General features: G+C 64.2%; 11 protein-coding genes. 10 read left to right on the top strand and 1 reads right to left on the bottom strand.

The window, feature by feature from the left end; translation table 11 throughout:
- The first annotated feature begins 6 nt into the window (after positions 1 to 6).
- The 9 genes from murD to lpxC all read left to right on the top strand — a co-directional run bounded on the left by murD (position 7) and on the right by lpxC (position 10,404).
- On the top strand, positions 7 to 1,353 hold the full coding sequence (gene murD, locus IB274_RS08365; protein ID WP_192431543.1) for a UDP-N-acetylmuramoyl-L-alanine--D-glutamate ligase: 1,347 nt from the start codon (positions 7 to 9) through the stop codon (positions 1,351 to 1,353).
- Positions 1,353 to 2,552 (top strand): putative lipid II flippase FtsW, encoded by a 1,200-nt coding sequence (ftsW, locus tag IB274_RS08360; RefSeq protein ID WP_045209625.1) that lies wholly within the window; start codon positions 1,353 to 1,355, stop codon positions 2,550 to 2,552. Before murD ends, ftsW begins: the two co-directional genes overlap by 1 nt.
- The gene (gene murG / locus IB274_RS08355) at positions 2,542 to 3,615 is read left to right on the top strand and encodes an undecaprenyldiphospho-muramoylpentapeptide beta-N-acetylglucosaminyltransferase (protein WP_192431542.1); all 1,074 of its coding nucleotides are present in this window, start codon (positions 2,542 to 2,544) and stop codon (positions 3,613 to 3,615) included. Before ftsW ends, murG begins: the two co-directional genes overlap by 11 nt.
- Entirely contained in the window at positions 3,608 to 5,062 is a 1,455-nt protein-coding gene (gene murC, locus IB274_RS08350) for a UDP-N-acetylmuramate--L-alanine ligase (RefSeq protein ID WP_192431541.1), read from the top strand. Before murG ends, murC begins: the two co-directional genes overlap by 8 nt.
- On the top strand, positions 5,059 to 6,006 hold the full coding sequence (locus tag IB274_RS08345) for a D-alanine--D-alanine ligase (RefSeq protein ID WP_192431540.1): 948 nt from the start codon (positions 5,059 to 5,061) through the stop codon (positions 6,004 to 6,006). Before murC ends, IB274_RS08345 begins: the two co-directional genes overlap by 4 nt.
- Before the next feature lie 3 nt (positions 6,007 to 6,009).
- The gene (locus IB274_RS08340; protein ID WP_192431539.1) at positions 6,010 to 6,873 is read left to right on the top strand and encodes a cell division protein FtsQ/DivIB; all 864 of its coding nucleotides are present in this window, start codon (positions 6,010 to 6,012) and stop codon (positions 6,871 to 6,873) included.
- Positions 6,874 to 6,894: 21 nt separating this feature from the next.
- Positions 6,895 to 8,142: a cell division protein FtsA gene (ftsA, locus tag IB274_RS08335; RefSeq protein ID WP_045209630.1), complete on the top strand. Its 1,248-nt coding sequence runs from the start codon at positions 6,895 to 6,897 to the stop codon at positions 8,140 to 8,142.
- A 53-nt stretch (positions 8,143 to 8,195) separates the two neighbouring features.
- Positions 8,196 to 9,380, top strand: coding sequence for a cell division protein FtsZ (gene ftsZ, locus IB274_RS08330; RefSeq protein WP_017518095.1), 1,185 nt, complete (start codon positions 8,196 to 8,198; stop codon positions 9,378 to 9,380).
- 112 nt (positions 9,381 to 9,492) lie between these two features.
- Positions 9,493 to 10,404 carry a UDP-3-O-acyl-N-acetylglucosamine deacetylase gene (gene lpxC / locus IB274_RS08325; RefSeq protein WP_184589107.1) on the top strand — a complete coding sequence of 304 codons (912 nt, stop codon included), beginning with the start codon at positions 9,493 to 9,495 and terminating at the stop codon, positions 10,402 to 10,404.
- 70 nt (positions 10,405 to 10,474) lie between these two features.
- Here the strand turns inward: lpxC and IB274_RS08320 are convergent, their stop codons facing one another.
- Positions 10,475 to 10,942, bottom strand: coding sequence for a DUF721 domain-containing protein (locus IB274_RS08320; protein WP_192431538.1), 468 nt, complete (start codon positions 10,940 to 10,942; stop codon positions 10,475 to 10,477).
- 290 nt (positions 10,943 to 11,232) lie between these two features.
- On the opposite strand from IB274_RS08320, the gene secA reads away from it, so the two are divergent.
- On the top strand, positions 11,233 to 13,983 hold the full coding sequence (gene secA, locus IB274_RS08315; protein WP_192431537.1) for a preprotein translocase subunit SecA: 2,751 nt from the start codon (positions 11,233 to 11,235) through the stop codon (positions 13,981 to 13,983).
- Positions 13,984 to 14,081: the final 98 nt, after the last annotated feature.

Here is a 14,081-nt window from a genome sequence, read left to right as displayed (position 1 = left end):
TCGAGCATGAGCCTGATCGCTTCCGACCAATTCCGCATCGTTGTCGGCCTCGGCAAGAGCGGCATGTCCCTGGTGCGCCACCTGGCGCGCCAGGGCGTACCGTTTGCCGTGGCCGATACGCGCGCGAATCCGCCGGAGCTGGCGACCCTGCGTGAGCAGTATCCGCAGGTCGAGGTGCGCTGCGGCGACCTCGATGCCGATTTCCTCTGCCGCGCCCAGGAGCTCTATGTGAGCCCCGGCCTGTCGCTGCGTGTCCCGGCGCTGATCGAAGCTGCCGCCCGTGGCGTGCGCATGTCCGGCGACGTCGACCTATTCGCGCGTCACGCGAAGGCGCCCATCGTCGCCATCACCGGTTCCAATGCCAAGAGCACCGTCACCACCCTGGTGGGCGACATGGCCAGGGCTGCCGGCAAGCGTGTCGCCGTTGGCGGCAACCTCGGCACACCGGCGCTGGACCTGCTGGCCGATGACGTCGAGCTGTACGTGGTGGAGCTGTCCAGCTTCCAGCTGGAAACCTGCGAGCGGCTGAACGCCGAGGTCGCTACCTGCCTCAATGTCAGCGAAGACCACATGGACCGCTACGACGGCATGGCCGACTACCACCTGGCCAAGCACCGCATCTTCCGCGGCGCCAAGCAAGTCGTGGTGAACCGTGCCGACGCGCTGAGCCGCCCGCTGATCGCCGACAACGTGCCGTGCTGGACCTTCGGCACCAACAAGCCGGACTTCAAGGCTTTCGGCCTGATCGAGGAAGACGGGGAGAAGTGGCTGGCCTTCCAGTTCGAGAAACTGATGCCGGCCCGCGAGCTGAAGATCCGTGGCGCGCACAATCAGTCCAACGCCCTGGCCGCGCTGGCGCTGGGCCATGCCGTGGGCCTGCCGTTCGAACCGATGCTGCAGACCCTGCGTGAATTTGCTGGTCTCGCCCACCGCTGCCAGTGGGTGCGCGAGCGCAACGGCGTGAGCTACTACGACGACTCCAAGGCCACCAACGTTGGTGCCGCCCTGGCGGCCATCGAAGGCCTGGGCGCCGACATCGACGGCAAGCTGGTGCTGATCGCCGGTGGCGACGGCAAGGGCGCTGATTTCCATGACCTGCGTGACCCGGTTGCGCAGCATTGCCGCGCCGTAGTGCTGCTGGGCCGTGACGCGGAGCTGGTGAGCGCCGCCCTTGGCAACGTAGTGCCCAAGGTCCGCGTGAATACCCTGGACGAAGCCGTCGAGCACGCTGCCGACCTGGCCCTGCCGGGTGACGCCGTGCTGCTGTCGCCGGCCTGCGCGAGCCTGGACATGTTCAAGAACTACGAAGAACGCGGACGCCTGTTCGCCAAGGCCGTGGAGGAGCTCGCCTGATGTTCTCCTTCCTGCGCCCCTATCCGTCCCCGCTGATCAGCCGCAACGGCATCGACATCGACTTCCCGCTGCTCGCGGGTTGTCTGGCGCTGCTCGGCCTCGGTCTGGTGATGGTCACTTCGGCATCCTCCGAAGTCGCCGCGGCGCAGTCCGGCAACCCGCTGTACTTCTCGGTCCGCCACCTGATCTACCTCGCCATCGGCTTCGTCGCCTGCGGCGTGACCATGATGGTGCCGATGGAAACCTGGCAGCGCTGGGGCTGGAAGCTGCTCGCCGTGGCCTTCCTGCTGCTGGTGATGGTGATCACCCCCGGCATCGGCCGCGAGGTGAACGGTTCCATGCGCTGGATCGGCTTCGGCCTGTTCAACATCCAGCCCTCGGAGATCGCCAAGGTCTTCGTGGTGATCTTCATGGCCGGCTACCTCGTTCGTCGCCAGGAAGAAGTGCGCGAGAGCTGGCTGGGCTTCTTCAAACCCTTCGTGGTGCTGCTGCCGATGGCCGGCCTGCTGCTGCGCGAGCCCGACTTCGGCGCCACCGTGGTGATGATGGGGGCGGCCGCCGCGATGCTGTTCCTCGGCGGCGTGGGCCTGTTCCGCTTCGGCCTGATGGTCGCGCTGGCGGTGGGCGCCGTGGTCCTGCTGATTCAGACCCAGCCTTACCGGATGGCGCGCCTGACCAACTTCACCGATCCCTGGGCCGACCAGTTCGGCGCGGGCTACCAGCTCAGCCAGGCGCTGATCGCCTTCGGTCGTGGCGGCTGGACCGGCATGGGCCTGGGCAACAGCATCCAGAAGCAGTTCTACCTCCCCGAGGCGCACACCGACTTCGTGTTCGCGGTGCTCGCGGAAGAGCTGGGCATCGTCGGCGCCATGGCCACCGTGGCCCTGTTCGTCTTCGTCAGCCTGCGTGCGCTGTACATCGGCATCTGGGCCGAGCAGTCGAAACAGTACTTCTCCGCCTACGTCGCCTACGGGCTGGCTTTCCTGTGGATCGGCCAGTTCCTGATCAACGTGGGCGTGAACGTCGGCCTGCTGCCGACCAAGGGCCTGACCCTGCCATTCCTCAGCTACGGCGGCAGCTCCCTGGTGATCTGCTGCGCCCAGCTGGGAATGCTGCTGCGCATCGAATGGGAACGCCGCACCGTGATGGGCAGCGAGGAATATGAATTCAGCGAAGAGGACTTTGCCGATGAAAGGTAACGTCCTGATCATGGCAGGCGGCACCGGCGGACACGTGTTCCCTGCTCTGGCCTGCGCCCGTGAATTCCAGGCGCGCGGTTACAGCGTGCACTGGCTGGGCACCCCGCGCGGCATCGAGAACGACCTGGTACCCAAGGCCGGCCTGCCGCTGCACCTGATCAACGTCAGCGGCCTGCGCGGCAAGGGCCTCAAATCCCTGCTGCGCGCGCCGTTCGATCTGCTCAAGTCGCTGTTCCAGGCCCTGGGCGTGGTTCGCCAGCTCAAGCCGGTCTGCGTGCTCGGCCTGGGTGGCTACGTCACCGGCCCAGGCGGCCTGGCTGCCAAGCTGTCCGGCGTGCCGCTGGTGATTCATGAACAGAACGCCGTCGCCGGCACCGCCAACCGCAGCCTCGCGCCGCTGGCCAAGCGTGTCTGCGAAGCCTTCCCGGATACCTTCGACAGCAGCGCCAAGCGCCTGACCACCGGCAACCCGGTGCGCGTCGAGCTGTTCCTGGAAGAGGGCGCCCGCGCGCCGCTGGCCGGCCGCCGCGTCAACCTGCTGGTGCTGGGCGGCAGTCTGGGCGCCGAGCCGTTGAACAAGCTGCTGCCCGAAGCGCTCGCGCAAATCGGGGCCGAGATACGCCCGGCCATTCGCCATCAGGCCGGTCGTCAGCATGACGAAATTACTGCGGAGCGTTATCGCGCTGCGGGTGTCGAAGCGGACGTAGCTCCGTTCATCGCCGACATGGCCGCCGCCTACGCCTGGGCCGATCTGGTGATCTGCCGTGCCGGTGCGCTGACCGTGAGCGAGCTGACCGCCGCCGGCCTGCCGTCCTTCCTGGTGCCGCTGCCCCACGCGATCGATGACCACCAGACCAAGAACGCCGAATTCCTGGTGCGGGAGGGCGCGGCCCTCCTGCTGCCACAGAAATCTACCAGCGCCGCCGAACTGGCCGCGCAGTTGTCCGAGGTATTGATGCATCCCGATTCCCTGACCCGCATGGCCGCTCGCGCACGCAGCCTGGCCAAGCCCGAGGCTACCTGCACGGTAGTCGATGCCTGCCTGGAGGTGGCCCGTGGTTAAAGAACCCACCGGCGTCACCCGCACCATGCGGCGCATCCGCCGCATCCACTTCGTCGGCATCGGTGGCGTGGGCATGTGCGGTATCGCGGAAGTGCTGCTCAACCTCGGCTATGAAGTCTCCGGCTCCGACCTCAAGGCGTCGCCGGTTACCGAGCGTCTGGAGAAGTTCGGCGCAGAAATCTTCATCGGCCACCGTGCGGAGAACTCCGACGGCGCCGACGTGCTGGTGGTTTCCAGCGCGGTGAACAAGTCGAACCCGGAAGTCGCTGCCGCGCTGGATCGCCGCGTGCCGGTCGTGCCGCGCGCCGAGATGCTCGCCGAGCTGATGCGCTATCGCCACGGCATCGCCGTCGCCGGTACCCACGGCAAGACCACCACCACCAGCCTGATCGCCTCGGTATTCGCCGCTGGCGGCCTGGATCCGACCTTCGTCATCGGCGGCCGCCTGAACGCCGCCGGCACCAACGCGCAACTGGGCACCAGCCGCTACCTGGTGGCCGAGGCAGACGAGAGCGACGCCAGCTTCCTGCACCTGCAGCCGATGGTCTCGGTGGTCACCAATATCGACGCCGACCATATGAGCACCTACGGCGGCGACTTCAACAAACTCAAACGTACTTTCGTGGACTTCCTCCACAACTTGCCGTTCTACGGTCTGGCCGTGCTCTGCGTGGACGACCCGGTGGTACGCGAGATCCTGCCGCAGGTCGCCCGCCCGACCGTAACCTACGGCCTGAGCGAGGACGCCGATGTCCGCGCCATCAACATCCGCCAGGAAGGCATGCGCACCTACTTCACCGTGCTGCGCCCCGAGCGCGAGCCGCTGGATGTCTCGGTGAACATGCCCGGCCTGCACAACGTGTTGAACTCCCTGGCGACCATCGTCATCGCCACCGATGAAGGTATTTCCGACGAGGCTATCGTCCAGGGCCTGTCCGGTTTCCAGGGCGTCGGTCGACGCTTCCAGGTCTATGGCGACCTGCAGGTGCAAGGTGGGAGCGTGATGCTGGTCGACGATTACGGTCACCACCCGCGCGAAGTCGCGGCAGTGATCAAGGCCGTGCGTGGCGGCTGGCCGGAGCGCCGTCTGGTGATGGTCTATCAGCCGCACCGCTTCAGCCGTACCCGCGATCTGTATGACGACTTCGTGCAGGTACTGGGCGAGGCCAACGTGCTGATGCTGATGGAGGTCTACCCGGCCGGCGAAGAGCCGATTCCCGGCGCCGACAGCCGTCACCTGTGCCATAGCATCCGCCAGCGCGGCCAGCTCGACCCGATCTACCTGGAGCGTGGCGGTGACCTCGCTTCGCTGCTCAAGCCGCTGCTACGTCCGGGCGACATCCTGCTCTGCCAGGGCGCCGGCGATATCGGCGGGCTGGCTCCGGCACTGATCAAGAATCCGATGTTCGGCGCCGCCGCTGCTGGCGTCGAGGGGAAGAAGCAATGAGTGACGCCCTCAAATCCGCCCTCGAGCCCCGCGCCTTCGGTCGCGTCGCCGTGCTGTACGGCGGCAAGAGCGCCGAGCGCGAGGTGTCGCTGAAGTCTGGCGCCATGGTCCTGCAGGCTCTGCAGGGCGCGGGCGTGGACGCCTTCGGCATCGACGTGGGCGACGACCTGCTGGAGCGTCTGATCCGCGAGAAGATCGACCGCGCCTTCATCATCCTCCACGGTCGTGGCGGTGAAGACGGCACCATGCAGGGGCTGCTGGAAATCGCCGGCATTCCCTACACAGGCAGCGGTGTGCTGGCCTCTGCGCTGGCCATGGACAAGCTGCGCACCAAGCGCGTGTGGCTGAGCCTCGGCCTGCCGACGCCTGATCATGCGGTGCTGGCCAGCGAGGACGATTGCCGTGCCGCTGCCGCGAAGCTCGGCTTCCCGCTGATCGTCAAGCCGGCCAGCGAAGGTTCGAGTATCGGCATGGCCAAGGTGAGCGGCGTGGAAGAGCTGATCTCCGCCTGGGCTGCTGCCGCGAAGTTCGACCCGCAGGTGCTCGTCGAGCAGTGGATCAGCGGCCCCGAGTACACCGTCGCGATCCTCCGTGGCCAGGTGTTGCCGCCCATTCGCCTGGGCACTCCGCACACTTTCTACGACTACGACGCGAAGTACCTGGCCAACGATACCCAGTACCAGATTCCCTGTGGCCTCGATGCCGAGAAGGAACAGGAACTCAAGGACCTGACCGCGCGCGCTTGCGATGCCCTTGGCATCCAGGGCTGGGGGCGGACCGATGTGATGCAGGACGCCCAGGGGCGTTTCTGGCTGTTGGAAGTGAACACTGCACCGGGCATGACCGACCACAGCCTGGTGCCCATGGCCGCACGCGCGGCCGGCCTGGATTTCCAGCAACTGGTGCTGGCGATCCTCGCCGACAGCGTCGAGGCAAGGGGGTAAGTCATGAACGGCGCGCAGCTTCGTCACCAGAATCCCGGAATCGGCCGTGCCCCGGCACGCAAGCCGGTGCCGCGCGGCGCCAGCCGTCTGGTGGCCAAGGAGCCGCTCAGCGCCCGCATGCCCAAGCCCAGCTTCGGCTTCCTGAAGGTGCTGCTGTGGCCTCTGGTGCTGGGCGCGCTCGGCGGGGGCGCCTACTACGGTGCCCAATACGTGCTGCCCTATGCGGACCGGCCGATCGCCAAGGTCAGCGTGGAAGGCGACTTGAGCTACATCAGCCAGGCGGCGGTGCAGCAGCGGATCAGCCCCTACGTCTCGGCCAGCTTCTTCACCATCGACCTGGCCGGCATGCGCCAGGAACTGGAGCACATGCCCTGGATCGCCCACGCCGAAGTGCGTCGCGTATGGCCCGACCAGGTGGTTGTCCGCCTGGACGAGCAATTGCCCATCGCACGTTGGGGGGACGAAGCGCTGCTGAACAACCAGGGTCAGGCTTTCGCCCCGCGTGAAGTGGCCAACTACGAGCACCTGCCGCGCCTGTCCGGGCCGCAGCGCGCTCAGCAGCAAGTGATGCAGCAGTACCAGATTCTCAGCCAGATGCTCCGCCCGCTGGGCTTCACCATCGCAAGCCTGGACATGAGTTCGCGCGGCGCCTGGACCCTGGGTACCGCACAGGGCGTGGAGATCATGCTGGGCCGCGATCACGCGGTAGAACAGATTCGCCGGTTCGTGACCATCTACGACAAGGCGCTGAAAGACCAGATTACGAAAATCGCCCGCATCGACATGCGTTACCCCAACGGTCTGGCCGTTGCGTGGCGCGATCCGGTGCCGGAAACGACGGTGGCCCAGACCACCGCCGTGCAGTGAGTTGAGGAGACTTCTATAAACATGGCAAGCGTGCAGAGCGGCAAAATGGTCGTCGGCCTGGACATCGGCACCTCCAAGGTGGTGGCGCTGGTGGGTGAGGTAGCGGCCGATGGCAAGCTGGAAATCGTCGGCATCGGGACGCATCCGTCGCGCGGCCTGAAGAAGGGTGTGGTGGTGAACATCGAATCCACCGTGCAATCGATCCAGCGCGCCATCGATGAAGCCCAGCAGATGGCTGGCTGCCGTATCCACTCGGCCTTCGTCGGCATCGCCGGCAACCATATCCGCAGCCTGAATTCCCACGGCATCGTGGCGATCCGCGACCGCGAAGTGAGTGGTGCAGACATCGAGCGTGTGCTGGACGCGGCCCAGGCTGTGGCCATCCCGGCCGACCAGCGTGTGCTGCACACCCTGGCCCAGGACTACGTGATCGATAACCAGGAAGGCGTGCGTGAGCCGCTGGGCATGTCCGGCGTACGCCTGGAAGCCAAGGTGCACGTGGTGACCTGCGCGGTGAACGCTGCGCAGAACATCGAGAAGTGCGTGCGCCGCTGCGGCCTGGAAGTGGACGACATCATCCTCGAGCAACTGGCCTCGGCCTACTCCGTGCTTACCGAGGACGAAAAGGAACTGGGCGTGTGCCTGGTGGACATCGGCGGCGGCACCACCGACATCGCCATTTTCACCGAAGGCGCCATCCGCCATACGGCTGTGATCCCGATCGCCGGCGACCAGGTCACCAACGACATCGCCATGGCGCTGCGCACGCCGACTCAGTACGCTGAGGAAATCAAGATTCGCTACGCCTGTGCCCTGGCCAAACTGGCCGGCCCCGGCGAAACCATCAAGGTGCCCAGCGTCGGGGATCGGCCGCCGCGGGAACTGTCGCGCCAAGCGCTTGCCGAAGTGGTCGAGCCTCGTTACGACGAGCTCTTCACCCTGGTCCAGGCCGAGCTGCGCCGCAGCGGCTACGAGGACCTGATTCCAGCCGGGATCGTGCTCACCGGTGGCACCTCCAAGATGGAAGGCGCCGTCGAACTGGCCGAAGAGATCTTTCACATGCCGGTGCGCCTGGGCGTACCACACAGCGTCAAGGGACTGGCCGACGTTGTGCGTAATCCAATCTATTCCACCGGCGTGGGGCTGCTCCTGTACGGACTGCAAAAGCAGTCCGACGGCATCTCCATGTCCGGCAGCAGCTTCAGCAGCGACGAACCCAAGACACCGGTACTGGAAAAGCTTAAACGCTGGGTCCAGGGCAATTTCTGATTTACCACCGCGGTAAACGTAGGCAACACAACTAGAAAGGAAGGAGAGGGGAAATGTTTGAACTGGTAGATAACGTCCCGCAAACAGCAGTCATCAAGGTTATTGGCGTAGGTGGCGGCGGCGGCAACGCCGTGAACCACATGGCCAAGAACAACGTTGATGGCGTCGAATTCATTTGCGCTAACACCGATGCGCAGGCGCTGAAGAACATCGCCGCGCGCACCGTGCTGCAGCTCGGCCCGGGTGTGACCAAGGGCCTGGGCGCTGGCGCCAACCCTGAAGTGGGCCGCCAGGCCGCCATCGAGGACCGCGAGCGTATCGCCGAAGTCCTGGAAGGCGCCGACATGGTCTTCATCACCACCGGCATGGGTGGCGGTACCGGTACCGGTGCTGCGCCGATCATCGCCGAGGTTGCCAAGGAAATGGGCATCCTCACCGTGGCCGTGGTCACCCGTCCGTTCCCGTTCGAAGGTCGCAAGCGCATGCAGATCGCCGACGAGGGCATCCGCTCGCTGGCTGAAAGCGTCGACTCGCTGATCACTATCCCGAACGAAAAACTGCTGACCATCCTGGGCAAGGACGCCAGCCTGCTGGCCGCCTTCGCCAAGGCTGACGATGTACTGGCCGGTGCCGTTCGCGGCATCTCCGACATCATCAAGCGCCCGGGCATGATCAACGTCGACTTCGCCGACGTGAAAACCGTCATGAGCGAAATGGGCATGGCCATGATGGGCACCGGTTGCGCCAGCGGCCCGAACCGCGCTCGCGAGGCTACCGAAGCCGCGATCCGCAACCCGCTGCTGGAAGACGTCAACCTGCAGGGCGCCCGCGGTATCCTGGTGAACATCACCGCCGGTCCGGACCTGTCCCTGGGCGAGTACTCCGACGTGGGTAACATCATCGAGCAGTTCGCTTCCGAGCACGCCACCGTGAAAGTGGGCACCGTGATCGATCCGGACATGCGCGACGAACTGCACGTCACCGTGGTCGCCACCGGTCTGGGCGCTCGCCTGGAGAAGCCGGTCAAGGTCGTCGACAACACCGTTCAGACCCAGGCCGTCAGCACCCAGGCGCCGGTTCAGCGCGAGCAGCAGTCGGTGAATTACCGCGACCTGGATCGTCCGACCGTCATGCGTAACCAGAACCACGGCGGCGCAGCCACCGCGGCCAAGCTGAACCCGCAGGACGATCTGGACTATCTGGACATCCCGGCCTTCCTGCGTCGTCAGGCCGATTGAGTCGATTTATCAGGAGTATCAATGTGATTGGTGTTCAGCAAAGGGCGGTTCTGCTATCATCGCCGCCCATTGTTGACAACAGTTCGCAACTTGCGCGAAAGCGGCCAAAGCCATGATCAGACAACGCACCTTGAAGAACATCATCCGGGCGACCGGTGTCGGCCTGCACTCCGGGGAAAAGGTTTACCTGACCCTGAAGCCGGCTCCCGTCGATACTGGCATCGTGTTCTGCCGGACCGATCTCGACCCTGTGGTGGAAATTCCCGCACGGGCCTCGAACGTCGGTGAAACCACCATGTCGACCACCCTGATCAAGGGTGACATCAAGGTGGATACCGTGGAGCACCTGCTCTCGGCCATGGCCGGCCTGGGGATCGACAACGCCTATGTCGAGCTGTCCGCGTCGGAAGTACCGATCATGGATGGCAGCGCAGGTCCCTTCGTATTCCTGATCCAGTCCGCTGGCCTGCAAGAGCAGGAAGCGGCCAAGAAGTTCATCCGCATCAAGCGCGAAGTGACGGTGGAAGAGGGCGACAAGCGCGCTACCTTCGTTCCGTTCGACGGCTTCAAGGTGAGCTTCGAGATCGATTTCGATCACCCGGTCTTCCGTGGTCGCACCCAGAAAGCCGTGGTGGATTTCTCCAGTACTTCCTTCGTGAAGGAAGTCAGCCGCGCCCGTACCTTCGGGTTCATGCGCGACATCGAGATGCTGCGCTCCCAGAACCTGGCTCTGGGTGGCAGTGTGGAGAACGCCATCGTGGTCGACGAGTATCGAGTGCTCAACGAAGACGGTCTTCGTTACGAGGACGAGTTCGTCAAGCACAAGATCCTGGACGCCATTGGTGACCTGTACCTGCTGGGTAACAGCCTCATCGGCGAGTTCATCGGCTACAAGTCCGGTCACGCCCTGAACAACCGTCTCCTGCGTACCCTCATCGCAGACAAGGACGCTTGGGAAGTGGTGACCTTCGAGGACGCCAAGACCGCGCCGATCTCCTATATGCGACCCGCTGCGGCCGTATAAGGAAACCTCCTCCTTTCAGCTACAAATTTCAAAGGCCACCCTCGGGTGGCCTTTTTTTATGCCTGCTCTTTTATTCCTGATCCGCTTCGGGCGGTTTGCGGCTGCGGCTGGCGAGGCGCTCGAGGGCGGCCTTGAGTTGTGGATTGCTGATGCCTTCCGCGGCTTCGTGCAGGGTGGCGGAGGCGGACTCGGTAATGCGGTTGGTATTCACCCGGGTGGGCGCCTGGATCAACGGTTGTACTTTGAACAGGATGCGTGCCAAACCCCTGAATTCCTCGAACGCGGCCAGTTGCCGCAGCAGGCGGTTCTGCTGGTAGCGCAGGCGCGTGGCCCAGTGACCGTCGGTGACGACCAGCAGCAGGCTGCCTTCACGCCAGGAGGCGACACGGCAGTAAGGGCGCGCGGCGGGCTGCAGCTGCGAGTCGAGCAGTTCCTGCAGGCGCGAGAGGCGCTGCGCCTGGGCGAACAGCGACTGCAGCGGCTTGGCTTCGCGCAGCAACTTGGTCATCGCCTTGGCGGGCAGGGGGCGGAAGGCCATCGAGTGCAACCGGGAGTGAATGAAGAAGGATGTTAACAGATGTGCTCAGGGCCAGATGCCACCGTCCACCCTTGAAGTTGCCCGTCTGCGTCACCATATCACTCACTCGGATTCAAAGTTGTCTGCCCATGCATTGCCCCCAAGCTCGCAGAATGCGAAGCTTCGGAGGATGACTTCGGCACTTTTTTCCCGATAGTTTCCGGGTAGAATGCCCGCTTCATTGCCGTTCCGCGCCGCGGCCAGCCAGTCGGGCAGCCCTCCAATTCTCCAGTTCGGATGACCCAGTCGATATGTTTGCGCCTTTGTTGAAAAAACTCTTTGGAAGCAAGAACGAGCGCGAAGTGAAGCGCATGGCCAAGCAGGTCCAGGCCATCAATGCACTCGAGCCCCAGATGGTCCCGCTTTCCGATGAGCAACTGAAGGCCAAGACCGAAGAGTTCAAGGCACGGGTCGCCAAGGGTGAGACTCTCGACCAGATTCTTCCCGAAGCCTTCGCCGTGGCCCGGGAGGCCGGCAAGCGTGTGATGGGAATGCGTCACTTTGACGTCCAGCTGATCGGTGGCATGACCCTGCACGAAGGCAAGATCGCCGAGATGCGTACCGGTGAGGGCAAAACCCTCGTGGGTACCCTGGCTGTCTACCTGAACGCCCTGTCCGGCAAGGGCGTGCACGTGGTCACCGTGAACGACTACCTGGCTCGCCGGGACGCCAACTGGATGCGTCCGCTGTACGAGTTCCTTGGCCTGAGCGTCGGCATTGTCAGCCCGTTCCAGCCGCCGGAAGAGAAGCGCGCTGCCTACGCCTCGGACATCACCTACGGCACCAACAACGAATTCGGCTTCGACTACCTGCGCGACAACATGGCGTTCAGCCTGGAAGACAAGTTCCAGCGTGAACTGAACTTCGCGGTGGTCGACGAAGTGGACTCCATCCTCATCGACGAGGCGCGGACTCCTCTGATCATCTCCGGCCAAGCCGAAGACAGCTCCGAGCTGTACATCAAGATCAACAAGCTGATCCCGCGCCTGAAGCGCCACATCGAGGAAGTCGAAGGCCAGGTGACCCAGCAGGGCCACTACAGCATCGACGAGAAGACCCGTCAGGTCGAACTCAACGAGCAGGGCCATGCCTACGTCGAGGAGCTGCTGACCCAGAACGGCCTGCTGGCCGAGGGTGAGAGTCTCTACTCCGCGCACAACCTCAGCCTGCTGACCCACGTCTACGCAGCGCTGCGCGCCCACACTCTGTTCCATCGCAACGTGGAATACATCGTCCAGGGCGACCAGGTTCTGCTGATCGACGAGCACACCGGCCGTACCATGCCGGGCCGCCGCCTCTCCGAGGGCCTGCACCAGGCCATCGAAGCGAAGGAAAACCTGCCGATCCAGGCCGAGAGCCAAACCCTGGCCTCGACCACCTTCCAGAACTACTTCCGCCTCTACACCAAGCTGGCCGGCATGACCGGTACCGCGGACACCGAGGCCTTTGAATTCCGCCAGACCTACGGCCTGGACGTGGTGGTGATCCCGACCCACCGTCCGGTTGCCCGTAAGGACTTCAACGACCTGGTTTACCTGACCCAGGACGAGAAGTACGCCGCAATCATCACCGACGTGCAGCAGTGCCAGGCGCTGGGCCGTCCGATTCTTGTGGGTACCGCCTCGGTCGAGACCTCCGAATACGTCTCGCAGCTGCTGCAGAACGCCGGCATCGAGCACAAGGTACTGAACGCCAAGTACCACGAGAAGGAAGCCGAGATTATCGCCCAGGCCGGTCGTCCGGGCGCCGTCACCATCGCCACCAACATGGCCGGTCGTGGCACCGACATCCTGCTGGGCGGCAACTGGGAAGTGGAAGTCGCCGCGCTGGAGAACCCCACCGACGAGCAGGTCGCGCAGATCAAGGCCGACTGGCAGAAGCGTCACCAGCAGGTCATCGAGTCGGGCGGCCTGCATGTGATCGCCTCCGAGCGCCACGAATCCCGTCGTATCGACAATCAGCTGCGCGGCCGTGCCGGCCGTCAGGGCGACCCGGGCTCCAGCCGCTTCTACCTGTCGCTGGAAGACCACCTGATGCGCATCTTCGCCTCCGACCGGGTGAAGAACTTCATGAAGGCCCTCGGCATGCAGCCGGGCGAGGCGATCGAGCACCGCATGGTGACCAACGCCATCGAAAAGGCGCAGCGCAAGGTCGAAGGCCGCAACTTCGATATCCGCAAGCAACTGCTGGAGTTCGACGACGTCGCCAACGAGCAGCGCAAGGTGATCTACCACATGCGCAACACCCTGCTCGCGGCCGACAACATCGGCGAAACCATCACCGAGTTCCGCGAAGAGACCCTGAACAACACCGTCAGCGAACACATCCCGCCGCAATCGTTGCCTGAACAGTGGGACATCACGGGTCTGGAAATGGCGCTGTACAGCGACTTCGGCTTGAAGCTGCCGATCCAGCAGTGGCTGGATGAAGACGAGAAGCTCTACGAAGAAACCCTGCGCGAGAAGATCCTCACCGAGCTGGTAGCGGCCTACAACGAGAAGGAAGAGCTCGCCGGCGAAGAAGCCCTGCGCACCTTCGAGAAGCAGATGCTGCTGCGCGTGCTGGACGACCTGTGGAAGGACCACCTGTCCACCATGGATCATCTGCGTCACGGTATCCACCTGCGCGGCTATGCGCAGAAGAACCCGAAGCAGGAGTACAAGCGCGAGTCCTTCAACCTGTTCCAGGACCTGCTGAACTCCATCAAGCGCGACACCATCCGTGTTCTGTCCTTCGTCCAGGTTCGCCGCGAAGATCCGGCCGAGGAAGAAGCCCGCCTGCGCCGCGAAGCCGAGGAAATGGCCAAACGCATGCAGTTCCAGCACGCCGCCGCACCGTCCTTGGACCAGGTGACCGGCGAGCCGGAAGAAGAGGGTGAAGTACCGGCCGACAACGTGGTGCCGATGGAACCCATCCGCAACGAACCGAAGATCGGCCGCAACGAGCCGTGCCCTTGCGGTTCGGGCAAGAAGTACAAGCACTGCCACGGTCAGGTGGAATAAAGCCTCCCGACCTTGATACCAACGCCGCGACCGGCCCTGCCGCTCGCGGCGTTTTTCACATCTGATCCACTGATTCGTCTTACTGACTCGATTCACTG

The organism is Pseudomonas sp. PDM18, from assembly GCF_014852585.1.
Taxonomy (GTDB): domain Bacteria; phylum Pseudomonadota; class Gammaproteobacteria; order Pseudomonadales; family Pseudomonadaceae; genus Pseudomonas.
This window is presented reverse-complemented; position numbering and strand designations above follow the sequence as displayed.